Source organism: Streptomyces sp. NPDC048479, assembly GCF_040651435.1.
GTDB lineage: Bacteria > Actinomycetota > Actinomycetes > Streptomycetales > Streptomycetaceae > Streptomyces.
In genome coordinates, this window is sequence record NZ_JBEZKA010000007.1 from 22,311 (window position 1) to 46,661 (window position 24,351).

Below are 24,351 nucleotides of genomic sequence, written 5' to 3' on the forward strand. Positions count from 1 at the left end.
GATCGATCGCCTTGCCTGACCGGTACAGGTTCGCCCCGGAGATCGAGCAGCGGGACCGGTTCAAACTCGGCATCGTCGAACGCCTCGCCGCCCGCAAGCCGGCCCGCGGATCGAGCAACGGGTGAGGCACGGCAAGGACTCCGGCGGCTGCGCCCGCGCCTTCACCATCCTCGAACTCGGTGTCCAGGAGATCGTCCAGCGCAACGGTGACACCGAAGTCGATCTGGGCACCCGTAAGCCGGGCAAGGCCACGCTGATCACGGCGGTTGAGCGGTCCGGCGACTACCGGGCCCGCGTCGCCGGGTGAGCCGGCCGCCCCCGTATACACCCGGCCGGGAAGGATCGTTCCCGGCCGGGGCGGGGTCCGCGCTGGGCAGGACCGGGGCTGCTTGCACCTTCGAGGGGGCGTAGCGTTGAAGGTGATGAAGCTCCCGGGTTCCTGTGGCATCCGGTGGAGCGGAGGCGGTGATGGACGCTCCCACCGCGCCAGTCTTTGTGCCTGCGCGGAATTGCGGCGGGCGGCTCGGTGCGTGTGTCGTACGGAGTCGTCCAGGATGCTCCGTATGCTCACCGCCGACCGAACGCTCCCCACCGCTCACTCGCGATGTCGGCATCGTCCGTGACATCGGGCGATGGAGATCGAGCGGGGACTAGGAGGAGTCATGACGTGGAGTATTTCGGGCAATTACCTTTCCGGTTGTTCGTGTGTGATGGTCTGCGGGTGCGCCGTCGACGCGAAGCCCCGTGATGCGCAGGGGCGTGAGCAGTGCCTGGGCATGGTCGCGTTCCATGTGGCCGAAGGACGCCTGGATGAGCTGGACCTGTCCGGGGTCGACTTCGCCCTCTACAACCACTTTCCCTCGAACCTGACTTCAGGTGACTGGAAGGTGGGCATTGTCGTCGATGAGGGCGCCAGCGATGAGCAGGCCGCTGCGATCGAGCGCATCCTGTCCGGTCGCGAAGGCGGGGCATTCGGCGAACTCTCGCAGTTCTTCGGCGAGTACCTGGGTATGGAGCGGGCGAGCGTCTCTCTGAGTGACGGGGAGAATCCCAGCCTCAGCGTCGGTGGGAAGACCGAGCTCGCCTTCGAGCCTCTTACCGGGCCCGACGGAAAACCGACGACGGTCAAGAACGCATTGTTCGGGTTCGCGCCGGAGTACGTGGTGGGTCGCGCCAGCGGGCGTTCCGACGCCTTCGGCCTGTCCTTCGAGGCGGCGTACGGCGAGAGGGCGGACTACGCCTTCTCGAGCGAGGCGCCTGAGGGCGCACCCGCCGGGCGGGTGTAGGCGAAGGACACCGGGTGGGAGGAGGACCGTATGTCTCCTCCCGCGCCTGCTCCGCCGGGCCTGCTGCCGACTGTGTTCTCGCGCGCGTCGCTGTCCCGATGCGTGCCGATCGCGCTTGCCGTCGGCACGCTGTTGTCTCTGGTGAACCAGGGTTCCGTCATCGCGTCCGGCGATGCCACCACGGCCACGGTGGTGCGGGTCCTGGTCAACTATGTGGTGCCGTTCTGCGTCTCGAGCGCGGGATTCTTCAGCTGCCGGCGTGCGACATGGCGGTCGGGGAAGCAGGCGCTCAGTAGGGCAGGCCCATCATCGAGTCCATCGACGGCCCGGACATCTGAAGGCCGGGCAGCATCCAGTCCTGGAACGGGGCCAAGGCGGCCAGTACGAGGAAGGCGAGGCCGACCGCCCAGGTGAGCCAGGGGCCTCGCCACCAGAGCTTCTCCAGGAAGATCACCGCGGCCAGCCCGGCCATGGCCGCCACGTTCATCACCCCGAGCGGGATGAGGACGATCATCAGGCCCCAGCAGCAGCCGAGGCAGTAGAGCCCATGGTGCATGCCCACGCGCAGGTCGCGGGCCCACGGCCGGAAGCGCGCGTACCGCAGCAGGTGGGAGAGCGGATTGCGGCAGTGCCGCAGACACACGCGCTTCAGCGGCCCGAACTGGTGCACCCCGGCGAGGAAAAACGCGGCAGCGCCGAGCCAGCGGCCCGCGTCGGGGTTGTCGTCCACCAACCGCCCGGTCGCGGCCAGCCCTGCGTACGCGAGCAGTCCGAACGCGGCCCAGACGAGCAGGTAGCCGCCCGCGAACTGGGTCATCCGGGCGGCGCGGACCGCCCCCGCCGACTGCCGACCGATCGCACGCGCCCAGGTGATCGCGATGGGGGCCATCGAGGGCAGCATCATCGCCACCATCATGACCACCCAGAGCAGCAGAAAGAGCGGGAGTGCCATGCCCATGGTGCCGGGTTGCGTTCCCATGTCGCGTGACTGGCCGACCGTGAGTACCCATGCCAACGCGGCGATCAGCACCATCAGGATCCAGGCAACCGCCAGATCACGCCTCGGCAGGAGGACTCCCGGCCGGGTGGGCGCCGGCGCAGCCAGTCTGAGGTGCGGCATGGCACTTCCTCCAAGAACGTGCGCTGCCACGGCCCGCCCGGTGGCCCCGTTTTGATGCCTGCGGCATGCCACGGCGAGCGACGGACATGTGGATGACATCTCCAGCAGATCACAGAAGCGGAGGACTCAAAAGCGGGGGACCCGCAGGGGCAGCGGCCGACCGGGACAGGCCCGGTCGGCCAACTCGCGCTGTGCCCTGGGGTCAGCGGTGCATGGGCTGGAAGCGGCGCAGTCGCAGGCTGTTGGAGACGACGAACACCGACGAGAACGCCATCGCCCCTCCGGCGATCATCGGGTTCAGCAGTCCGAGCGCGGCCAGCGGCAGCGCGGCCACGTTGTAGGCGAAGGCCCAGAACAGGTTGGCCTTGATCGTACGCAGGGTACGGCGAGCCAGCCGGATCGCGTCCGCCGCCGCCCGCAAGTCACCCCGTACCAGGGTCAGATCGGATGCGGCGATCGCCGCATCGGTGCCGGTGCCCATCGCCAGGCCGAGGTCGCCCTGGGCCAGGGCGGCCGCGTCGTTGACGCCGTCGCCGACCATCGCCACCACGCGGCCCTCCTGCTGCAGCCGCTGGATCTCGGCGACCTTGTCCTCGGGGTGGACTTCGGCGATCACGCGGTCGATTCCGACCTCCGCCGCGACCGCGCCGGCCGCGGCCGTGTTGTCGCCGGTCAGCAGGACCGGGGTCAGCCCGAGCCGCTTGAGGTCGGCCACAGCCTGGGCGCTGGTCGACTTGACGGTGTCGGCGACCACCAGCGCGCCCCGCACCTGCGAGTCCCACGCGGCGAAGACGACCGTACGGCCCTTCGCCTCCGCCGCGTCCCGTGCGCGGGCCAGGTCTGCGGGCAGGGACTTCGCCTGTTGGTCCAGCCAGGAAGCGCGCCCCGCCAGCACGGTCCGGCCGTCAACCTGTCCGGTCACGCCGCGCCCCTGGGTGTTGGCGAAGCCGGTCACCGCAGCCAGAGCCCCGAACTGCTCGCGGGCGGCGGCGGAGATGGCAGCGGCGATGGGATGCTCGCTCGCCTCCTCCAGCGCACCGGCCATGCGCAGCACCTCGTCCGCGTCCTCGCCGTCGGCGGCCACCACCTCGACCAGACGCATCTTCCCCTCGGTGACGGTGCCGGTCTTGTCCAGGACGACGGTGTCGATGCGCCGGGTGGACTCCAGTACCTCGGGTCCGCGGATCAGCAGCCCGAGCTGTGCGCCGCGTCCGGTGCCGACCATCAGCGCGGTGGGCGTGGCCAGCCCCAGGGCGCACGGGCAGGCGATGATCACCACGGCGATGGCGGCGGTCAGCGCCGTGGCGGCGGACGCGCCGATCAGTGTCCAGACGGCAAACGTACCGACAGCCAGGGCGATGACGACCGGGACGAAGACCGCCGAGATCCGGTCGGCCAGGCGCTGCACCGCGGCCTTGCCGGTCTGGGCCCGCTCCACCAGGGCGGCGATCTGTGCAGCTTGGTGTCCGACCCGACCCGTGTCGCCCGTACGGTCAGCCGGCCGTGGCTGTTGAGGGTGGCGCCAGTGACCTGCGAGCCAGGCTCGACCTCCACCGGCACGCTCTCCCCGGTCAGCAGCGACTCGTCCACCGCCGAGGCGCCCTCGACGACCTCGCCGTCCGTGGCGATCTTCTCGCCGGGCCGTACGACGAAGAGGTCACCCGCGGCCAAGTCCTCCACAGGGATACGTACCTCCGTACCGTCGCGGAGTACGGCGACGTCCTTGGCGCCCAGGTCCATCAGCGCCCGGATCGCGTCCCCGGCCCGCCGCTTGGCGCGGGCCTCGAAGAACCGGCCCGCCAGCAGGAACGCCGTCAGTACGACGGCGACCTCCAAGTACAGGTGATCCCCGCCCAGTAGGAGAGTCCCGGCGCTCCACACGTAGGCGGCCAGCACCCCCAGCGACACCAGGGTGTCCATCGTCGCCGACGCATGCCGCAGATTCAGGGCCGCTGCCCGGTGGAACGGCCACGCACCCCACGCGACCACCGGTGTGGCCAGCAACAGCGCCACCCACTGCCAGCCGGGGAAGTGGAGAGCGGAGATCATCGACACGAGCACCACCGGCAAACCCAGCAGCGCCGAAGCGATCAGTCGGCGGCGCAGACCGGCGATGTGCGCGCCCTCGGCATCGACAGCCTCTTCCTCCGTGGCCGGGGCTTGGGTCCGGGGCACCTCGGCGCCGTAACCGATGGCCTCGACGGCAGCAATCATCTCCTCAACGCCGACATCGGGGCTCTCCCGGGTCACGTGCGCGGTTGCGGTCGCGAGGTTCACCGTCACGGTCACGCCGGGCAGCTTGCCCAGTTTGCGTTCCACCCGCGCCACGCACGAGGCGCAGGTCATCCCGGTGATGGCCAGTTCTATGGACTGCTCGGCATCGGGCCGCGTGCTGGTTGCCATGGACGGTTCCTTTCTCTTTCAGTCTCGTACGGCCGGTGCCACAACGGCGAAGCCCTGCCCGGCGGCGGGACGCCAGGTCAGCTCGCCCCCGTACAGGCGGCGTAGGACAGCAGGCGGCTGGTGGTAGCAGAACACAGATGTGCCGGCGCCGACGATGGCCGGGGTGTCGAGGAACAGCGGTAACTCGGCCAGGAAGTAGCGCACCGCGTGCTCGACCTGTTCCTCGTCCGGCACCTGCCCGGCGGGCAGTTTTTCGGCCAGCACCCACCCTGTGGCCTCCCGGCAGGCATCACGGAAACCCTGGTCGTCGGCGTACCGGCGCAGCCCGCTCGCATGGAGCCGACCGAACGCCGCATTGCCCTCCAGCTCCGCCCAGCCCAGCGCGCTTGTCCGCGTCGGCCAGGCCGAGCGAACCCAGCGCGGTGACGATCTTGTTGCAGGTGTACTGGCCCTGTCTGCGCGCTTCCACGCGGCCATCGCCGGCGCGTATCCCAGTGCCTCGAAGGTGAAGGCGCTCGGTGCGTCCGGCACGAAGAAGTCCACCCGCTCGAACCGATCGAGCCCCCACGCCGCCAGCTCGCGGATCCGGGCGGTGGAGAAGTAGCTGTTGAACGGGCTGATCCCGAAGCAGGCATGCTCGGCCCGCTCGACGACTTCGGCGCACCGGCCGCTCAGCGGTGTCACTGCCATCACCGCCGTACTGCCGTCGCCTTGATCTGTGGTCATGACCGGACGCTAAAACCTTGCCCTTAGGGCAAGGTCAAGCGCAGACTGGAACCATTCGCACGAACGGAGCCCTCCATCATGCTCACCGTCGGCCGCATCGCCGCCCAGACCGGGCTGAGCCCGAAGGCCGTCCGCCTCTACGAGGCCAACGGCCTCATCGACCCGCCCGAGCGCACCGCCGCCGGCTACCGCACGTACACCGACGAAGCGATCCCCGTACTCGGCTTCATCCGCCAGGCGCAGGCCCTCGGCCTCAGCCTCAAAGAGATCAAAGAGATTCTCGACCTCCAGCGCCGCGGCGAGCAGCCCTGCGGCCTCGTCAGCAACCTCCTCGACCAGCACCTCGCCGACATCGAGCGCCGCATCGCCGACCTCCAAGCTCTCCGGACCACCCTCCAGAACGCCCGCGCCCAGGCCGACCAGGCAGTCGACCAGGGGCAGAGCGCCCTGGTCTGCCGGATCATCGAAGGCATCACCGCGAGTTCCGGCCCGGCGAGTTCATGAGTCGAGATTCCGCCGGCTGTCGGACCACGTGCATCAGCTCCGCTGTCCCGCCTTGGTTGAGCTGAGGTGGGAAGTTCCGTGCCGCCCGGCATGGGGGCTGCCGATGCGTGCGATGAGCAGGGCGATGTCGTCGTCGGCGGAGGCGGGGGCGAGGTGGCTGAGCAGGGTGTCGCACAGGTCGGCCAGCGGTGTGGTGCCGGTGAGCAGGTGGGTGAGTTCGGTCAGACGTTCGTCGATGTCGCGGCCTCGGGCTTCGATGAGGCCGTCGGTGTACAGGACGAGCAGGCTGCCCGGCGCCAGGTCCACGTCGGTGGTGGTGAAGTCGATGCCGCCGACGCCCAGCGGTACTCCGGCAGGCAGTTGCAGCAGGTGCGCGGTGCCGTCGGGGGCGACGACGGCGGGCGGGGGGTGGCCGGCGCGGGTGATCTGGCAGTGGCCAGTGCGCGGGTCGCAGACGGCGTAGAGGAAGGTGGCCAGCAGCGGGTCGGCGAGGTCGGCGAGGGTGTCCTCCAGGTGGTGCAGGAGCTCGACGGCGGGAAGGTCGAGACGGGCGAGCGCCCGCACGGAGCTGGACAGCCGCCCCATGGCGGCTGCGGCGGCGGTGCCGTGCCCCATCACGTCCCCGATCAGCAGAGCCGCCTTCCCGTCACGGAGTGCGATCACGTCGTACCAGTCCCCGCCGACCTCGTTGACGTCGCTGGCCGGCAGGTAACGGTGGGCGATCTCGATCCCCGGCGGCGGCGTCACATGCTGCGGCAGCATGCTGCGCTGCAGGATCACGGCGGTGTCATGCTCCCGGCTGTACATGCGGGCGTTGTCGACGCACACCGCCGCACGGGCGGCCAGGTCGCTGGCGAGCGCGACGTCGGCGGAATCGAAGGGTCTGGCAGTGCCGACGCGGCAGAAGGACGCCACGCCCAGCACCACGCCACGGGCGACCATGGGCGCCATCATGAACGAGTGCACGCCCATTCCCAGCAGCCGTTGGGGCTTGTCGGTGTGGCGGGCCGCACCCGCCACCGCCCGGGTGTCCAGGTGGGCGATCAGGAAGGGCTGCCGCTGGACGAGGGCCTGGGTGTAGGGGGCAGCAGCCGGGAATGACAGACTCCGGCCCAGCGGGGCCAGGACATCGGCTACCGGGGAGCCGCTGAGAGGTGCCTTGCCCAGGCGGCGCACCGTTGCGCCGCCGACCAGCCCAGGGCCAGGCGCGGCGCCGGCGGCGACTGTTTCCAGAACATCGACGATGACCACGTCGGCAAGGTGGGGCACCGCCACCTCGGCCAGCTCCTGCGCGGTGCGTTCCAGCTCCAATGTTGTCCCGATCCGGACGCTGGCCTCATTCAGCAGAGCGAGCCCGCGGCGGCTCGCTTCCGCTTCCGTCTGGACCTGCTGCTGGGCGGTGATGTCGATGATCGAGGCGGTGACCCCGATCGACAGGCCGTGGGCATCCTCCAGACGGACGAAAGAGCACGACCACACCTGGTTGCGGTCGGGGTCGGCCGGGGTCCGTCCGACGCGGCGGAAGTCCAGCACCGGCTCACCGTCGGCCAGGACCCGGCGCATCATCTCCTCCATCTCCCCGGTATTCACCTCCGGCAGCACCTGCGCCAGACGACGGCCCACATGAGCCGCCTCAGGGAGGCCGTTCATCACCTGCAAGGCGGGGTTGACCTGCAAGAACCGAAGCTGCGTGTCGAACACCGCGATCCCGACCGGAGAGCGGGCGAACAACCCGTCCCACACCGCCGAGGACCCCCGCACCCGGCGGGCACCGGAGGCGTCGGCCGCGAAAACCAGCACCCCAGAGCGGCGATCATTGCCCGGGACCGGACATGCCCAGATCTCCAGTTCCAGCGGGTGCCCATCCCTGTGCCACGCCGTGACCACACCCATCACACCGTGCCCCGCGGCAGCCGCCTCCCACAGCGACGAGCCCAGGCTCCGGTCCGCGCCCGGATGCAGCAGCTCCACCACATGCCGACCCACAACCTCCGGCGCCGGGTAGCCCAGCAGCTCCTGCGCCACCGGATCCCACCGCACGATGCGGCCGTCGGCGCCGGTGGCCACCAGCGCCACCGGCAGCACACCCAGCCATCCGCCGGCAACTGTGGCCGCACCAGCGCCGGTCAACTCCTCGATCGGGGGCATGTCATCGCTCATCGCCGGGACCTCACGCCCGCAGGGGACCCTCCCAGTATCAGCCGCCGCACCCGGCACGGCACGGTGGTCGTTAATGCGCCGGCTCTGTGCAGTCCCGAATCCCGCAGACGCCGGGATGGGAACCCCTGTCTCCGGCGGTCTCTTCAGAGGGAGCGGCAGACTGGTGCGGCGTTGAAGCCCTGCAGGCCATGGTCCCCGGCGGGGGTCTGTACGCGGGCGGTGCCGTCGTGGTGCAGCACTGCGGCGATACGTGCAGCCGGGCCCAGGCCGACCAGGCAGCCAGCCGAGGGGGAGCGCCCTGGTCTGCCGGATCATCGAATGCGCCGCTGCGGTTCCGATCCGGCGGCTTCACATACGGGTTCTGTCGACTGTTGGGGCGGCCAGTACTCAGCCGAGGGGCGTGGCGGAGCAACTTCGGTCACCGGCTAGGCTCGCGGCATGGTCACAGCCTGGACGCCATCCGGCGAGCCTTGGGCCCGTTCCTCGGCGGGTCCGCTGCGCGTGCTGTGGTTGGCAGCCCTGCTGTTCGGTTTCCTGTACTCCCATGGTGCGAGCGCGGAGAGCGCAGCGGGACACATGACCGCCACTGCCGTCGCAGCCTCTGTGCATCCGGTGCACAGTCACACGGCTGACGGGCAGAGCCAGGTGACGCCCGGCCACAACGACGACGGCCAGGAGTCGACCCATCCGGCCGAAGAATGCGTGTCCGGGCAGCCTGAGCAGGGACCAGGGCTGTCGGCCCCTCCCCTCGCCCCGCTCGTCGGGCAGTTGCCCTGCGACGGAGTTCCGGCGGCCAAGTCCGGACGGCCGGTGGCCCAGTCGGCCCTTCCCCCGTTGAGTAGTTCAACGAGTTCCGTGGTTCAGCAGGTCTAGAAGCGGGCGTTTTCCCCGATTCGCCCTGGTTCGAGAGTCGTCTTCTCGCGCCGTCTGCTGCACCCGCACTCGTAAGGAACAGAACTCTTGTCGACCCAACTCATCGACATGCCCGCGCTCGAAGAGCAGCCCGCGACCGCCGGTGGCGGACGAGCCGCACGGCGCAAGGCGCAGGCGCACCGGGCCCGGAAGAGGTCCCTGGCTGCGCGCTATCTCGGATACGTCGGCTACTTCGTCGGCGCCGGTCTTATCAGCGGCGCCGTGGTCCACCATCCGCTCGACCCAACCCGCTACACGAGGATCGCCGTCTACGGTGTCTTGGTCTTCCTGGCCGCCACCGTCATCAACGAATTCATCCTCGCCCGCGAGCGGCCTGGCTCGCCGCGGATGCTGGTGGTGATCGGCGCCTCGCTCCTGCTGTCGTTCGGCATCGGCATGCTCAGCGGGGGCCTGCAGCACTTCGACGACTTCCCGGCGCGCGGAGCCGTACTCGTACCCGCGGGCATGACCGTGTCCTTCGTCGCGTATGTCATCAAGGACGCAGACACGCCGTGGCACCGCATCTTCAGCCTGGTGGGGCTGGGCGTGCTCCTCATCGCAAGCGTCAGCTTCGTCGGCCTGCGCCAGGTGGCGGCCTCCATGGGTGAGTCCTCGCAGGGCGGCGGGCACAGCCACGGAACAGAGGAGGAGAAGAAGCAGGACGAGCCCGGTCCGAGCCACCGGGCGTCGTCCCCGCCCAGTGCGCCGCCCCCCAGCGTCTCCCCGCCGGATGGCGGCGCAGCAGAAGAGCCGGGTCACGACGACGGCCACGCCCACTGACTGAACGGGATCAGCTCGCCGGGCGTACTACACATCGCCTCGGTTATCGTTCGGCAGCGGAGGTAAACGTCATGGTGCACCGGTACGCACGAGCAGTGGGCGTGGCAGCACGCCTGCTGCTTGTCGTCGTGCTGGCACTGGGCGTGTTCATCATGCACACCGTCGGTCACCCCAGCGGCGGCTCCAGCTCGCACACGGCCGCCGCGCCTCACGCGGTGGGCGCTCACGGGGTCGGCACGGTCTCCATGCACAGTGAGCGAGGCGGCGGTACCCACGTGGCAACGCCTAGCATCGCCGACCGCCCTGTCCACGGCTCCGAGCCGGCCGACGCTGTGTCGGCGCCGTACAACCCCGGTCTGGGGATGGACATGGCATCCCTGTGCTTGGCGGTGCTCGGCGGCTGGGCGCTGGCCTCTCTGCTGTACGCGGCGTTCGCCGCACGGCGCGATGGGCTGGCCGATCTCGGCGCCCGGGTCTTCACGCTCGTACGGCCCGATCCTCCGCCCAGACCACCTGACCTCGCGCAACTGTCGATCCTGCGGATATAGGCCCGGTCTCCCGCGCGGGCGGGCCCAACAGGGGTGCCCGCGAAGACGCCTGCCTGCCCACTCGCAGAATCGACCATGAGGTACACAACATGACCGCCTTCAAACGTTCTTTCCGCATGCCCCTGCACCGCGGTGTCGCGGTGGTGGGAGCCGTCGCTGCCGGGTCCCTGCTGCTCGCCGCCTGCGGCGGCAGCGACACCTCCGGCGCCGGGCACGAGGGCCACAACTCCGCCGCCACGCAGGAGTCGACGAAGTCGCCTGCCGCGGGCGCGTTCAACGACGCGGACGTGACGTTCGCCCAATCGATGATCGTCCACCACCAGCAGGCCCTGGAGATGTCCAAGTTGGCCGACGGCCGGGCGTCCGACCAGGAGATCAAGACCCTGGCGGGGCAGATCGAGAAGGCTCAGGATCCCGAGATCAAGACCATGCAGACCTGGCTCACGTCGTGGGGCAAGCCGGAGTCGTCCGGCATGGAGCACGGCGGCATGAACCACGGCGGCGGCTCGATGCCCGGGATGATGTCCGAAAAGGACATGTCGGACCTGACGGCGGCCAAGGGCACGGACTTCGACCGCAAGTTCGCCGAGCTGATGATCGCCCACCACAACGGGGCGATCGACATGGCGAAGGACGAGCAGAAGAACGGCGGCGCCGCCGCCGCCAAGAAGCTCGCCGACGACGTCGTGAAGAACCAGTCCAGCGAGGTCACGCAGATGCAGGGCGTCCTCGACCGGCTCTGATCCACGCACCGCCCAGAGTCGTTCCGGGCCTTCCACGGAAGGCCCGGAGCGGCGGCGTACGCCTCTACTCTCGGCAGGACAAAGGAAGATGAAAAGGATACGGAAGTGGCCCATCGCCGCCACGGCGGTCCTCGCCCTCGCGTTGGCCGCATGCTCCAGCAACACCGATACCCATCGTGGGGCAGGCACCTCGGATGCGTCCCGGCCGACGATCAGCCACATTCACGGGCTCGGCATCGACCCCGCCGACAACCGGCTCTACGTCGCCACCCATGAAGGGATCTTCACCCCGGGCGAGGGCGGTGCAGCGCAGCGGGTCGGCGACAGCAGGGATGACTTCATGGGCCTCACCGTGGCAAAGGCGAAGAGGTTCCTCGCCAGCGGCCACCCCGCCCCTGGCGCCGACGGACCCGGCAACCGCGGCCTGATCGAGAGCAACGACTCCGGCAAGACGTGGAAGACGCGCTCCCTCGCTGGCGAGGTCGACTCCCATTCCCTCGACTACGCGGACGGCACCATCTACGGCTACGACAGCGCCAACGGCTTGCTGCGCGTCAGCAAGGACGGGACCACCTGGCAGGACCGTGCACGCCTCCGGGCACTGGACATCGCCGTCAGCCCCAACGACCCGGACACTGTGCTGGCCACGACGGCGGAGGGCGTTGCGAAGAGCATCGACGGAGGCAAGACATTCGCCGCGGGCAAGCAGCCGGTCATGGCCTTGGTGTCGTGGGCAAAGCCCGATGCGCTCTACGGAATCGACACCTCGGGCGGACTGAACCGCAGCACCGACGCCGGGATGACATGGCAGAAGACAGCAACCGTGCCCGGCGGACAACCACAGGCGCTCACCGCCGTCGACGCTCAACACGTCCTCGCCGCCACCCAGGACGGCGTCTACGAGTCCCGGGACGGAGGCAAGACCTTCACGAAGCGACTCGCCGGATCGAACGGCGATCACTGACCAGCGTGCACGCGGATCTCCGCCGGGACACTGACCCGGCGGAGATCCGTCCCGGCCAACTGCAGGTCAGCCGAGACCCAAAACACTGTATGCACACTGGCGATCAAGCTGCCTGCAGAGCCGTCGCGGCGCGGCGGTCTGGCCGGGAGCTGCGCACAGTCGGCGCGCTGTCGCTGGGCCAGGGGATCGGGGCACCTGCGGCGTCTGGCCGATTTGCCGGCCGGAGGAGGAGCGTGGTCGTCGGCCTGTGGGTGCGGCGCCTGGTCTGTGGGACTCATGAGCGTGCCCCCGCCGCGCCTTTCGTGAGCAGATCTGTCGGCGACGGCTGAAACGCGTCGAGGTCAGGCGCGAACGTCCCTCTGCTGCACTTCCTTGAGGACCGTGGCCACTGTGGCGAAGTCGTTGTCGACGTGCAGCACGGTGTGCCCATGGTGCACCGCTGTCGCACACACGAGGAGGTCGATGGCTCCCGCGGCCCGGTGCTGGCCCCGCTGCGTGAGCTTGTACTGGGCAGTGTCGACCCAGCGCCACGCGTTCTTCGGGACCGGCGTGAGCTGGCAAAGAGCATCCAGCTCCCCGGCCAACTCGTCGCGATGAGCCGGGCTGGTGGCCGAGTACAGGAACTCGGTGCGTGTGGGCTCGCAGATACCCAACACTCCAGCGGCGATGTGCCCCTCCCAGGAACGCAGCGCCCCAGGGGTACGGAACAGGTGCCACAGCGCAGAGGTGTCAACGAGATAGGTGATCACTCAAACGCCGCCCGACGCGCACGCTTAGCAGCGTCGTACGCAGCTGCGGCTTTCTCGAACTCGCCGCGCGCGCCCCGCTCAGACAACTTCTCCGCAGCCTCAAGCCTCCTGATGCGGGCCACATAATCCCGCAGAGCCGCGTTGACGGTCTCCTTCTTCGTCGTCACGCCCATCAGGCGCATCGCCTCGGCCAGCGCCTCGTCATCAAGGTCGATCTGGGTAACCGACATGCTCACCACCCCACCCGAGAGTCCACGATGTACATACCTAAGCTACATCACCAACATTCACTAGGGGGCTACCGAGAGGAGCGGCGGCACGAAGCCGGATCGGCGGGCCCACCCAAGACCCCAAGCCCTGATTCCCACCGCACGCGACGGCATCTAGCCTGATCACTTTTTAGGGCAGATGAGGCCCATCTGACATCAGGCCCATTTCGGACACGCCGCGTCCACTGCGTGTCCACTGGATCTTGGTCCGGTGGAAAGCAATGGCCCCTCACGAGATTCGCGAAGGGCCTTACTACTGCGTTTGTGCAGGTCAGATCGTTTCTCCACGCGTAGCGCGCGGTGGGGCGGGTGGGACTCGAACCCACGGCCGACGGATTATGAGTCCGCTGCTCTAACCGGCTGAGCTACCGCCCCTAACGGCGCGTCGCGCACATATGTGCGCGCCGTCTGCCGCAGCATAGCCGCTCATACGATCTCCTGCCTCGGATGGTCGGCAACGCACAATCATGAGGACTGTGCTGCCCGCTGCCCGGTTCCAGAAGAGATCGAAGAGTCGTGCAGGACACACGAAAAAGGACCCCTAAGGGGTCCTCTTCCGGTATCTGCTCCCCCGGCTGGACTCGAACCAGCAACCCTCCGGTTAACAGCCGAATGCTCTGCCAATTGAGCTACAGGGGATCGCGCTCCCCCGACTGGACTCGAACCAGTAACCTGCCGGTTAACAGCCGGCTGCTCTGCCAATTGAGCTACAGGGGATTGCTGCATGTGCACCGAACGTACCCACCTCAGGGCGTCCCGGGGGGCGTGTGCTCGCTGCGACACATACATTAGCGCAAGCAGGGGGGTGCTCCGCCAATCGGTATGCCCGGGGTGATCTCGGGCCGCGCCGGGTAGGCGGGCAGCACCGACGCAAGGAAGGGTGGCAGCCATGCGGTACAAGCTGACGTTCGTCATCGGACTGGCAATCGGCTACGTGCTCGGCACTCGGGCCGGCCACGAGCGCTATGAGCAGCTCAAGAAGTCCGCGCGCCAGTTCGCCCAGAACCCCGCCGTGCGCAATGCCGCCGAGTCCGCTGCGCACAACAGCCGCGAGGTGGCGGGCAAGGCCTTCCACACGGTGAGCGAAAAGGTCGGGGAACGGGTACCCGACTCGGTTGCGGAGCGGGTGCGGTCCCTGCGGGAGCGGACCGCGGCCGGTGAGGACGACTGGGGAACGAGCAACACGTGACGAGATACGCCCGCGGGTGCGGCAGAATCTTCTGACATGGGGATAGTCGCCGGGCTGGACAGTTCGTCTGCATTCACGCGCATCGTCGTCTGTGACGCGGACACGGGCGCCGTGCTGCGCCAGGGGTACGCACCGCACCCCGTCGAGGCGAAGGCCACCGAGATAGATCCGCAGGCCTGGCTGCTGTCGCTCGGTGAGGCCGCGACCGGCGGGCTGCTGGAAGGCGTACAGGCCATCGGGGTGTCCGCGCAGCAGCACGGACTGGTGGCGCTGGACCGCCAGGGCAATCTCGTACGGCCCGCGCTGCTCGGCAACGACAAGCGGGCGCAGGTCGCGGCGGCGGATCTGATCGATGCGCTGGGCGGGCGGCAGGCCTGGGCCGAGGCTGTCGGCTCGGTGCCGCAGGCCGCTCAGCCGGTGGCGAAGCTGCGCTGGATGGCGCGCTCCGAGCCGGAGCTCGCACAGCGGGTCGCGCTGGTGATGCAGCCGCACGACTGGCTGGTGTGGCAGCTGCTCGGCCGGCCGGCCCGCAGGACCACGGACCGCGGCGGCGCCTCCGGCACCGGGTACTGGTCCGCGGGCAGCGGGTCCTACCGGCCCGATCTGGTGGAGCTCGCGCTCGGGCACCAGTGCGCGCTGCCCGAGGTGCTCGGCCCGGCCGAGGCGGCGGGGACGACGCCCGAGGGGCTGCTGATCTCCGCCGGGACCGGCGAGACGATGGCGGCGGCGTTCGGGCTCGGCGTCGGGGCCGGCGACGCGGTGGTGTCGCTGGGGGCTTCGGGTTCCGTGATGGCCGTGCACCATGAGGCGCTGGCCGATCCGAGCGGGATGATTACGTCGTTCGCCGATGCGACCGGGATGCATCTGCCGGTAGTGCACACGCTCAATGCCGTACGGGCGCTGCGCGGAACGGCCGAGCTGCTCGGTCTGGAGGGCCTCGACGAGCTCTCCGCGCAGGCGTTGAAGTCGACGCCGGGATCGTCCGGGCTTGTGCTGCTGCCGTATCTGGAGGGCGAGCGGACTCCGCAACTGCCGCACACCGCGGGAACGCTGAGCGGGCTGCGGCGCGAGTCGATGAAGCCCGAGCATCTGGCGCGGGCCGCGTTCGAGGGCATGCTCTGCTCGCTCGCGGACGCGATGGACGTACTGCGCGGGCGCGGGGTCGACGTACGCAGGGTCTTTCTGCTGGGTGCGGCCGCCGGGCTGCCCGTCGTACAGGCCGCGGCGCCCGCGATCTTCGGGGCGCAGGTCGTCGTACCGCAGCCCGCCGACTATGCGGCGGTGGGCGCAGCCCGGCAGGCCGCCTGGTCGCTCGGCGTATCGCAGGGGACGCTGTCGCCGGCCGCTCCGCCGGCCTGGCAGGGCGCGGCCGCTCAGGTCTTCGAGCCCGGTGAGAATCTGGCGGTGGGTCAGGCGGTCCGCCAGCAGTACGGTGCGACGCGGGATCACATTCATCCGGGGGCGTTCAACCCGACTTCTTGACCCCGCCTTGGGTTAATGGCTTGAGATTCCAGGGGTGGAGTGTCGGAAGATGGGGTGACCCCCCGATCTTGCCGACCTCGAGAGACTGCGTGTGCTGATACGACTACTGCGGACGCACCTGCGTCCGTACAAGAAACCCATCGCCCTGCTCGTAGCTCTCCAGCTGCTGCAGACCAGCGCCACTCTCTATCTGCCCACCCTGAACGCGGACATCATTGACAACGGTGTCGTGAAGGGGGACACGGGTTACATCCTGGAGCTCGGCGCGCTCATGATCGCCGTCAGCGTCGTCCAGGTGTTCTGCAATATGGGAGCCGTCTTCTACGGCGCACGGACCGCGGCGGCGCTCGGGCGGGACGTCCGCGCGGCCGTCTTCGACCGGGTGCAGAGCTTCTCCGCGCGGGAGGTCGGGCAGTTCGGTGCGCCGTCGCTGATCACGCGTACGACCAATGACGTCCAGCAGGTGCAGATGCTGGTCCTGATGGCGTTCACGCTGATGGTGTCGGCGCCGATCATGTGCGTCGGCGGCATCATCATGGCGCTCGGCCAGGACGTGCCGCTGTCGGCGGTGCTGCTGGCCGTGGTGCCGGTGCTGGGCATCGCGGTGTCGCTGATCGTCAAGAAGATGCGGCCACTGTTCCGCACCATGCAGGAGCGCCTGGACACCGTGAACCGGGTGCTGCGGGAGCAGATCACCGGCAACCGCGTCATTCGCGCCTTCGTACGGGACGAGTACGAGAAGGAGCGCTTCCGCGAGGCCAACAACGAGCTCACGGATGTGTCGCTGTCCACCGGCCGGCTGATGGCGCTGATGTTCCCGACCGTCATGACGGTGGTGAATGTGTCGTCCATCGCCGTCGTCTGGTTCGGTGCGCACCGGGTCGACAGCGGCGCCATACAGATCGGCGCGCTGACCGCGTTCCTCGCGTATCTGATGCAGATCGTGATGGCCGTGATGATGGCCACCTTCATGTTCATGATGGTGCCGCGCGCCGAGGTCTGTGCCGAGCGGATCGAGGCGGTCCTGGGCACGGATTCGAGCGTGGTGCCGCCGACCGAGCCGGTACGGCAGCTGCGCAGGCACGGCCATCTGGAGGTACGGAACGTCGAGTTCCGCTACCCGGGGGCCGAGGAGTCGGTGCTGCGAAGCGTCGAACTGGTGGCGCGGCCCGGCGAGACGACCGCGATCATCGGGTCGACGGGCAGCGGTAAGTCGACGCTGCTCGGGCTCGTACCGCGGCTGTTCGATGTGACGGGCGGCGAGGTGCTCGTCGACGGCGTGGATGTGCGCGAACTCGATCCGGCGCTGATGGCGAAGACGGTGGGGCTCGTGCCCCAGAAGCCGTATCTCTTCTCCGGGACCGTGGCCACCAATCTGCGGTACGGCAAGCCCGGCGCGAGCGACGAAGAGCTGTGGCAGGCCCTCGAGGTGGCGCAGGCCGCCGACTTCGTACGGGAGCTGGAAGCCGGGCTGAACGCGCCGATCGCGCAGGGCGGGACCAATGTCTCCGGCGGCCAGCGGCAGCGGCTTGCGATCGCCAGGACGCTGGTGCAGCGGCCCGAGATCTACCTCTTCGACGACTCCTTCTCGGCACTGGACTACGCCACGGACGCGGCGCTGCGCCGGGCGCTGGCGCTCGAGACCGCGGAGTCGACCGTGGTGATCGTCGCCCAGCGGGTGTCCACCATCCGTGACGCCGACCGGATCGTGGTTCTGGACGAGGGGCAGGTCGTGGGGACGGGAAGCCATCACGAGCTGATGGAGAGCAACGAGACCTACCGCGAGATCGTGCTCTCGCAGCTGACGGAGGCTGAGGCCGCATGAGCGGGCCGGGCGGACGCATGATGATGGGCCCCACCGAGCGGTCCATGGACTTCAAGGGCTCGGGCAAGCGGCTGCTGCGGCAGCTCGCGCCGGAGCGGGCCACGCTGTGGACGATGCTCGGCGCGGGTGTGCTGAGCGTCGCGTTCTCGGTAGTGGGCCCGAAGATATTGGGGCAGGCGACGGACCTGGTCTTCGCAGGGGTCGTCGGCCGTGGGATACCGGCCGGGACCAGCAAGGACCAGGCGATCGAGAGCCTGCGGGACAAGGGCAGCGGCGGACTGGCCGACATGCTCTCCGGGGTGGACTTCACGCCCGGCAACGGCATCGACTTCGACGCCGTGGGCAGGGTGCTGCTGATCGCGCTGGCGGTGTACGTGGCCGCCGGGCTGCTGATGCTGGTGTCGACGCGGATGTCGATCCGAGTGATCAACCGGACGATGTACCGGATGCGCGCGGACGTACAGGCGAAGCTGTCGCGGCTGCCGCTGTCGTACTTCGACCGGGCCAAGCGCGGCGAGGTGCTCAGCCGGGCGACGAACGACATGGACAACATCTCGCAGACCATGCAGCAGACCATGGGACAGCTGATCAACTCGCTGCTGACCATCCTGGGTGTGCTGGCGATGATGTTCTGGATCTCGCCGCTGCTGGCGCTGGTCGCGCTGGTGACGGTGCCGGTGTCGGTCTTTGCGGCGACGAAGGTCGGCAAGCGTTCGCAGCCGCAGTTCGTGCAGCAGTGGAAGTCCACGGGCAAGCTCAACGCCCATATCGAGGAGATGTACACCGGCCATGCGCTGGTGAAGATCTTCGGACGGCAGGACGAGTCGGCGCAGGCCTTCGCCGAGCAGAACGACGCGCTGTACGAGGCCGGTTTCAAGGCCCAGTTCAACAGCGGCATCATGCAGCCGCTGATGTTCTTCGTCTCCAACCTCAACTATGTGCTGGTGGCGGTCGTCGGCGGGCTGCGGGTCGCGTCCGGGTCGCTGTCGATCGGCGATGTGCAGGCGTTCATCCAGTACTCGCGCCAGTTCTCGATGCCGCTGACGCAGGTCGCGTCGATGGCGAACATGGTGCAGTCGGGCGTCGCCTCGGCCGAGCGGATCTTCGAGCTGCTGGACGCGGAGGAGCAGGAGCCGGACTCCCCCTCGGTCGAGCGGCCGGAGCAGCTGCGCGGTCAGGTGTCGCTGGAGAAGGTGGCCTTCCGGTACGAGCCGGAGAAGCCGCTCATCGAGGATCTGTCGCTGAGCGTCGAGCCCGGTCACACGGTCGCGATCGTCGGACCGACCGGCGCGGGCAAGACCACGCTGGTGAATCTGCTGATGCGGTTCTACGAAGTGACGGGCGGCCGGATCAGCCTGGACGGCGTGGACGTGGCGAAGATGTCACGCGAGGAACTGCGGTCCGGGATAGGCATGGTGCTCCAGGACACCTGGCTGTTCGGCGGCACTATCGCGGAGAACATCGCCTACGGAGCCTCCCGCGAGGTGACCCGGGAGGAGATCGAGGAGGCGGCGCGGGCCGCCCACGCGGACCGGTTCGTACGGACCCTGCCCGACGGCTACGACACGGTGATCGACGACGAGGGCTCGGGCGTGAGCGCGGGCGAGAAGCAGCTGATCACCATCGCGCGGGCGTTCCTCTCCGACCCCGTGATCCTGGTGCTCGACGAGGCGACCAGCTCGGTCGACACCCGTACCGAGGTGCTCATCCAGAAGGCGATGGCGCGCCTGGCCCACGGCCGTACGAGCTTTGTCATCGCGCACCGGCTCTCCACCATCCGGGACGCGGATGTGATCCTGGTGATGGAGAACGGCGCGATCGTCGAACAGGGCACGCACGACGAGTTGTTGGCGGCGGACGGTGCGTATGCGCGGCTGTACGCGGCCCAGTTCGCGCAGGCGGTCGTGGAGGTGGAGTGAGCGGCTCCGCCCCGGACCCCGTACGGCCTTCGGCCGTGTCCGCAAACGCCGGACGGGCTTGGATTTCCAGCTTCGGCAGCGGAACTCAGCCCCTCCGGCGTTTGAGGAGCGGGGCTTGGGGCGGAGCCTCAACAGGAGCCTCGCCGGCGATTGAGGCGCATCAGTCCAGGTAGCCGCGCAGTTGGTCGGCGAAGGCATGGTCGCGCAGCTTGTTGAGGGTCTTGGATTCGATCTGACGGATACGTTCGCGTGTCACGCCGAAGATCCGGCCGATCTCTTCGAGCGTGCGCGGCCGGCCGTCGGCCAGTCCGTACCGCAGCTGGACGACTTTCCGCTCGCGCTCGCCGAGGGTGGAGAGGACCGCCTCGAGGTGCTCGCGCAGCAGCAGGAAGGCGGCGGACTCCACGGGGGACGCGGCGTCGCCGTCCTCGATGAGATCACCGAGTGCGACGTCGTCCTCCTCCCCCACCGGGGCGTGCAGGGAGACCGGCTCCTGGGCGAGTCGCAGCACCTCGCTGACCCGCTCGGAGGGCAGGTCGAGCTGGATGGCGACCTCTTCGGGGGTGGGTTCGTAGCCGCGCTCCTGGAGCATCCGGCGCTGGACCCGTACGACCCGGTTGATCAGCTCGACGACATGGACCGGCACCCGGATGGTGCGTGCCTGGTCCGCGAGGGCCCGGGACATGGCCTGGCGGATCCACCAGGTCGCGTAGGTCGAGAACTTGTAGCCGCGGGCGTAGTCGAACTTCTCGACTGCCCTGATCAGGCCCAGGTTTCCCTCTTGTACGAGGTCGAGCATGGTCAGTCCGCGGCCGATATAGCGCTTGGCGACGGAGACGACGAGCCGGAGGTTGGCCTCGATCAGCCGGCGCTTGGCCATCCGGCCCATGACGACCAACTTGTCCAGATCGATGGCGAGTTGGGAGTCCAGGTCGGGAGTGCTGACGAGCTTCTCCTCGGCGAACAGGCCTGCCTCGACGCGACGCGCGAGATCGACCTCCTCGACGGCCGTGAGCAGGGGAATCCTGCCGATCTCCCGCAGATACTGCCGGAAGAGATCGGACGACGGCCCACTGCTGTCCGCCCGGCTGCCGGCCCGCGACTCAGGAGGTTCGGGCACTTCCACCGGATCCTCGACAACGGTCTCCGGGACCGCTTCTGGTACCGCCTCGGGGTGATGTACGGCCCGGCTCTGCGCGGGGACCTGCGCGGAGACGGCCGCGACAGAGTCGGTCTCGGTCAGGGTCTGCACGGGGGCGACCTCCAGGGTGATCGCTGCCGGTTCGGGGGCGTGCGGCAGCGGGACGGAGGCGGCCGGGCCGCTTTCCGTCCCGTACACGATGAGCGAATCCGCGGGGGTCAGGGGCCCACTGTGGGTGGACCGGCCGCGCTCCGAGGACTCAGGCACCGCACCCCAGTGTGGGGTACGACACATCGCTGCCACGAGGGGCGTGCGGTGACTTTTTGAGTCCCGTGCGTGACCGGGTGGTTACCGAAGGGGGATCTGCGGGGGCTGGAGATGGCCTAGAGAACGTCCGCGCCCTGGTTGCGGAGGGACTGGACGTACTGCTGGAGCACCCAGAGTTCGTTCGCCACGGCCGTGTGGTGCTCCGGGTCGGCATTCGGGCCGAGGCGGGCGAGGGTGCCCTGGACGTCGCCGATGCGGCGGTCGACCGCGCGCAGGCGCACCTGGACCAACTGGGTGCCGGCGTAGGTCTCGTCGACCGTCCTGGCGTGGATGGCTTCCACGGCGAGCTCGGTGACCATGGCGCGCACCGTGTCGTTCGGTGCGGCGTCGCGGACCCGGGCGAGGTAGTCGGGGCTGTCCTGGGTGCCCTGTTCGGCGCCGCCCGCCTCCGCGATGGTCTGGCGGACCGCCGCGTACGGCGGGGCGGTGAACTCGTCGACGCCGTACGCGTCGAAGGCCGGGGAGACCAGGCCCGGGTGCTGGAGCGCGAGCTTGAGCAGCTCGCGTTCGGTGCGGTGGGCGGGGCTGCGCAGATTGAGGGCGGGGCCCGCCGGGGTCTGCGGGGCGCCCTGCTGCTCGTACGACTGCGGGGCGCGGGACGGCGTCGCCGGGCCGCGGCCGCCGCGGTCGCGGGCCCAGCGCGCGAGCTGGGCGACGCGCTTGACGACGAACTGGGTGTCGAGGATGCCGAGGATGCCGGCGAGCTGCACCGCCGACTCGTGCTGGATGGCGATGTTCTTGATGCCGGCGACGATCGGCGCGGACTCGTCCAGCGCGGCGGCCCGGCCCGCGGGCGTCTCGAGGTTGTGGCGCATCACGCTGTGGCGGATCGCGAACTCGAAGAGTGGCGTGCGGGTTTCGACCAGCTTCTGCACCGCGTCGTCGCCCTCCGCGAGGCGCAGCTCGCAGGGGTCCATACCGCCCGGCGTGATCGCGATGGAGGTCTCCGCGGCGAACTTCTGGTCGTCCTCGAAGGCTCGCAGCGCGGCCTTCTGGCCTGCCGCGTCGCCGTCGAAGGTGAAGATGACCTCGGCGGTGGCGTTGTCCATCAGCAGCCGGCGAAGGATCTTGATGTGGTCGCCGCCGAAGGCGGTGCCACAGGTCGCGATGGCGGTGGTGACGCCGGCGAGATGGCAGGCCATGACGTCGGTGTAGCCCTCGACGACCACGGCCCTGCTGGTCTTGGCGATCTCCTTCTTGGCGAGATCGATGCCGTACAGCATCTGGGACTTCTTGTAGATGCCCGTCTCAGGCGTGTTGAGGTACTTCGGGCCGTTGTCGCTCTCGTACAGCTTGCGCGCGCCGAAGCCGACGACATCGCCGGAGATGTCTCGGATCGGCCACATCAGCCGGCCGCGGAAGCGGTCGATGGGGCCGCGGCGGCCGTCCTGGGAGAGGCCGGAGAGGATCAGCTCCTTGTCGCTGAAGCCCTTGCCGCGCAGGAAGCGGGTGAGGTGGTCCCAGCCCTGCGGGCTGTAGCCGACGCTGAAGTGCTGGGCCGCGGCCTGGTCGAAGCCGCGCTCGGCGAGGAACTTGCGGCCGGTCTCGGCCTCGGAGCCGGTCTCCAGCTGCTCGATGTAGAACTGCGCCGCGATCTTGTGCGCCTCCACCAGGCGGATGCGCTCGCCGCGCTGATGAGTGGGGTTGTACCCGCCCTCCTCGTAGCGCAGGGTGATGCCCGCCGTCGCGGCGAGGCGCTCGACCGTCTCCGAGAAGGAGAGATGGTCGATCTTCATCACGAAGGCGATCGTGTCGCCGCCCTCCTGGCAGCCGAAGCAGTGGAAGAGACCCTTGCTCGGGCTGACCTGGAAGGAGGGGGACTTCTCGTCGTGGAAGGGGCAGAGGCCCTTGAGGTTTCCGCCGCCGGCATTGCGCAGCTGGAGGTACTCGGAAACGACGGCGTCGATCGGGACCGCGTCCCGTACCGCCTTCACGTCGTCATCGTTGATCCTGCCTGCCACGCGTGAAGTCTACGGTGGCGCTGTGACACTCCCGTCAGCTGTTGAGGGAAGTGAGCGGTACGGACGGGTCGCCGAGGGCCTCGGGGTCCACGGCTGCTCCGCTGCGGATCAGCTGCTGGATGGGGTCGGTGACGTCCCACACATTGACGTTCATCCCGGCAAGCACCCTGCGGCCCTTCAGCCAGAAGGCAATGAACTCCCGCTTTCCGACGTCGCCGCGGAGAACGACCTGGTTGTAGGAGCCGGGCGGTGCCCAGCCGGAGTACTCCAGGCCCAGGTCGTACTGGTCGGAGAAGAAGTACGGGATGCGGTCGTACGAGACGTCCTGGCCGAGCATCGCGCGGGCGGCGGCGGGGCCGCCGTTGAGGGCGTTCGCCCAGTGCTCCACGCGCAGCCGGGAGTCGAGGAGCGGATGGTGGGCGGCCGCGACGTCGCCCGCGGCATAGATGTCGGGGTCGGAGGTGCGCAGGCCGGCGTCGACGGCGATACCGCCGCCGTGGCCGCGGTCGGCGAGCGCGAGGCCGGCGCTCTCGGCGAGTGCGGCGCGGGGGGCGGCGCCGATCGCGGCGAGGACGTCGTGGGCCGGGTGTTCCTCGCCGTCGTCGGTACGGACAGCGAGCACCATGCCGTCCTGACCGGTGATCTCGGTCAGGCGGGCGCCGAAGTGGAAGCGGACACCGTGCTCGCGGTGCAGCTCGGTGAAGACCTGGCCCAGCTCGGGGCCGATGACCTGGTGCAGCGGGGTGGCCTCCGGTTCGACCACGGTGACCTCGGCGCCGTAGCCGCGGGCGGCCGCCGCGACCTCCAGACCGATCCAGCCCGCACCCGCGATGACCAGCTTGCCGTTGTCGCGGCCCAGGGCCGTGAGCACCTGGCGCAGCCGGTCGGCGTGGGCGAGGCGGCGCAGATGGTGGACGCCGGCCAGGTCGGTGCCGGGAATGTCGAGGCGGCGCGGCTCGGCGCCGGTGGCGAGCAGGAGTTTGTCGTAGTGGAGGACGGTGCCCTCGCCCATCCGTACGGACTTGGCCTCGCGGTCGATGGCGACGACGGTCTGGCCGAGGTGCAGTTCGACGTCGGCCTGCGCGTACCAGGCGGGTTCATGGACGAAGACGCTGTCGCGCTCCTCCTTGCCCGACAGATAGCCCTTGGACAGGGGCGGGCGTTCATAAGGGTGGTCGCGCTCGTCACCGATGAGGATCACTCGTCCGGTGAACCCTTCGGCGCGGAGGGTCTCGGCGGCCTTGGCCCCGGCCAGTCCACCGCCGACGATGACGAATGTCCGATGTGCGTCGACCACTTGATGCCTCCTCTTTGCTTCTACGCCGTTCAGCCTTCAGCGAGCG

19 protein-coding genes, 3 tRNA genes and 2 pseudogenes are annotated in these 24,351 nt (G+C 69.1%); 12 read left to right on the forward strand and 12 right to left on the reverse strand.

Annotated features, from left to right (window positions below; all coding sequences use genetic code 11):
• Positions 1-121: 121 nt before the first annotated feature.
• The 3 genes and pseudogenes from AB0D12_RS13200 to nrtS all read left to right on the forward strand — a co-directional run.
• Entirely contained in the window at positions 122-307 is a 186-nt protein-coding gene (locus tag AB0D12_RS13200) for a hypothetical protein (RefSeq protein WP_362680655.1), read from the forward strand.
• Positions 308-632: 325 nt separating this feature from the next.
• A complete protein-coding gene (locus AB0D12_RS13205; RefSeq protein ID WP_362680657.1) occupies positions 633-1,286 on the forward strand; it encodes a DUF1326 domain-containing protein in 654 nt (217 codons plus the stop codon).
• 30 nt (positions 1,287-1,316) lie between these two features.
• Positions 1,317-1,520: pseudogene (nrtS, locus tag AB0D12_RS13210) on the forward strand (nitrate/nitrite transporter NrtS); the annotation flags it as partial.
• Between the two features lie 55 nt (positions 1,521-1,575).
• Here the strand turns inward: nrtS and AB0D12_RS13215 are convergent.
• From AB0D12_RS13215 to AB0D12_RS13225, 3 genes and pseudogenes are all read right to left on the reverse strand, one after another.
• Entirely contained in the window at positions 1,576-2,406 is an 831-nt protein-coding gene (locus tag AB0D12_RS13215; protein WP_362680659.1) for a DUF2182 domain-containing protein, read from the reverse strand.
• Positions 2,407-2,608: 202 nt separating this feature from the next.
• A pseudogene (locus AB0D12_RS13220) lies at positions 2,609-4,809 on the reverse strand (heavy metal translocating P-type ATPase).
• A gap of 18 nt (positions 4,810-4,827) precedes the next feature.
• Positions 4,828-5,535, reverse strand: a complete 708-nt coding sequence (locus tag AB0D12_RS13225; protein ID WP_362680661.1) for a tRNA-dependent cyclodipeptide synthase — start codon at positions 5,533-5,535, stop codon at positions 4,828-4,830.
• A gap of 78 nt (positions 5,536-5,613) precedes the next feature.
• On the opposite strand from AB0D12_RS13225, the gene AB0D12_RS13230 reads away from it, so the two are divergent.
• Positions 5,614-6,039, forward strand: coding sequence for a heavy metal-responsive transcriptional regulator (locus AB0D12_RS13230; protein ID WP_362680663.1), 426 nt, complete (start codon positions 5,614-5,616; stop codon positions 6,037-6,039).
• A gap of 33 nt (positions 6,040-6,072) precedes the next feature.
• On the opposite strand, the gene AB0D12_RS13235 is transcribed toward AB0D12_RS13230, so the two are convergent.
• Positions 6,073-8,199: a SpoIIE family protein phosphatase gene (locus tag AB0D12_RS13235; RefSeq protein WP_362680665.1), complete on the reverse strand. Its 2,127-nt coding sequence runs from the start codon at positions 8,197-8,199 to the stop codon at positions 6,073-6,075.
• Positions 8,200-9,159: 960 nt separating this feature from the next.
• On the opposite strand from AB0D12_RS13235, the gene AB0D12_RS13240 reads away from it, so the two are divergent.
• From AB0D12_RS13240 to AB0D12_RS13255, 4 genes are all read left to right on the forward strand, one after another.
• A complete protein-coding gene (locus AB0D12_RS13240) occupies positions 9,160-9,891 on the forward strand; it encodes a hypothetical protein (RefSeq protein WP_362680667.1) in 732 nt (243 codons plus the stop codon).
• A 101-nt stretch (positions 9,892-9,992) separates the two neighbouring features.
• Positions 9,993-10,439 carry a hypothetical protein gene (locus tag AB0D12_RS13245; protein ID WP_362680669.1) on the forward strand — a complete coding sequence of 149 codons (447 nt, stop codon included), beginning with the start codon at positions 9,993-9,995 and terminating at the stop codon, positions 10,437-10,439.
• An 89-nt stretch (positions 10,440-10,528) separates the two neighbouring features.
• Complete coding sequence (locus AB0D12_RS13250; protein ID WP_362680671.1) at positions 10,529-11,182, forward strand: DUF305 domain-containing protein; 654 nt, start codon at positions 10,529-10,531, stop codon at positions 11,180-11,182.
• An 88-nt stretch (positions 11,183-11,270) separates the two neighbouring features.
• Complete coding sequence (locus tag AB0D12_RS13255; protein ID WP_362680673.1) at positions 11,271-12,146, forward strand: F510_1955 family glycosylhydrolase; 876 nt, start codon at positions 11,271-11,273, stop codon at positions 12,144-12,146.
• A gap of 341 nt (positions 12,147-12,487) precedes the next feature.
• On the opposite strand, the gene AB0D12_RS13260 is transcribed toward AB0D12_RS13255, so the two are convergent.
• The 5 genes from AB0D12_RS13260 to AB0D12_RS13280 form a co-directional block, all read right to left on the reverse strand.
• Positions 12,488-12,895, reverse strand: coding sequence for a PIN domain nuclease (locus AB0D12_RS13260; RefSeq protein WP_362680675.1), 408 nt, complete (start codon positions 12,893-12,895; stop codon positions 12,488-12,490).
• A complete protein-coding gene (locus AB0D12_RS13265; RefSeq protein ID WP_362680676.1) occupies positions 12,892-13,125 on the reverse strand; it encodes a type II toxin-antitoxin system VapB family antitoxin in 234 nt (77 codons plus the stop codon). The genes AB0D12_RS13260 and AB0D12_RS13265 overlap by 4 nt, the downstream gene beginning before the upstream one ends.
• Before the next feature lie 340 nt (positions 13,126-13,465).
• Positions 13,466-13,539: transfer RNA gene (locus AB0D12_RS13270), tRNA-Ile, on the reverse strand.
• A gap of 191 nt (positions 13,540-13,730) precedes the next feature.
• Positions 13,731-13,803, reverse strand: a tRNA-Asn gene (locus tag AB0D12_RS13275).
• 5 nt (positions 13,804-13,808) lie between these two features.
• A tRNA-Asn gene (locus tag AB0D12_RS13280) sits at positions 13,809-13,881 on the reverse strand.
• A 172-nt stretch (positions 13,882-14,053) separates the two neighbouring features.
• Between AB0D12_RS13280 and AB0D12_RS13285 the strand changes: the two genes are divergently transcribed.
• The 4 genes from AB0D12_RS13285 (at position 14,054) to AB0D12_RS13300 (ending at position 19,579) form a co-directional block, all read left to right on the forward strand.
• The gene (locus AB0D12_RS13285) at positions 14,054-14,353 is read left to right on the forward strand and encodes a YtxH domain-containing protein (RefSeq protein ID WP_362680678.1); all 300 of its coding nucleotides are present in this window, start codon (positions 14,054-14,056) and stop codon (positions 14,351-14,353) included.
• Between the two features lie 36 nt (positions 14,354-14,389).
• The gene (locus tag AB0D12_RS13290) at positions 14,390-15,835 is read left to right on the forward strand and encodes an FGGY family carbohydrate kinase (RefSeq protein WP_362680680.1); all 1,446 of its coding nucleotides are present in this window, start codon (positions 14,390-14,392) and stop codon (positions 15,833-15,835) included.
• Between the two features lie 91 nt (positions 15,836-15,926).
• Positions 15,927-17,660 carry an ABC transporter ATP-binding protein gene (locus tag AB0D12_RS13295; RefSeq protein ID WP_362680683.1) on the forward strand — a complete coding sequence of 578 codons (1,734 nt, stop codon included), beginning with the start codon at positions 15,927-15,929 and terminating at the stop codon, positions 17,658-17,660.
• Positions 17,657-19,579: an ABC transporter ATP-binding protein gene (locus AB0D12_RS13300; protein ID WP_362680686.1), complete on the forward strand. Its 1,923-nt coding sequence runs from the start codon at positions 17,657-17,659 to the stop codon at positions 19,577-19,579. The genes AB0D12_RS13295 and AB0D12_RS13300 overlap by 4 nt, the downstream gene beginning before the upstream one ends.
• 160 nt (positions 19,580-19,739) lie before the next feature.
• Here the strand turns inward: AB0D12_RS13300 and AB0D12_RS13305 are convergent, their stop codons facing one another.
• From AB0D12_RS13305 to AB0D12_RS13315, 3 genes are all read right to left on the reverse strand, one after another.
• On the reverse strand, positions 19,740-20,987 hold the full coding sequence (locus AB0D12_RS13305) for a sigma-70 family RNA polymerase sigma factor (protein ID WP_362680689.1): 1,248 nt from the start codon (positions 20,985-20,987) through the stop codon (positions 19,740-19,742).
• A 116-nt stretch (positions 20,988-21,103) separates the two neighbouring features.
• Positions 21,104-23,008 (reverse strand): DNA primase, encoded by a 1,905-nt coding sequence (dnaG, locus tag AB0D12_RS13310; protein ID WP_362680692.1) that lies wholly within the window; start codon positions 23,006-23,008, stop codon positions 21,104-21,106.
• A 34-nt stretch (positions 23,009-23,042) separates the two neighbouring features.
• Positions 23,043-24,305 carry an FAD-dependent oxidoreductase gene (locus AB0D12_RS13315; protein WP_362680694.1) on the reverse strand — a complete coding sequence of 421 codons (1,263 nt, stop codon included), beginning with the start codon at positions 24,303-24,305 and terminating at the stop codon, positions 23,043-23,045.
• Positions 24,306-24,351: the final 46 nt, after the last annotated feature.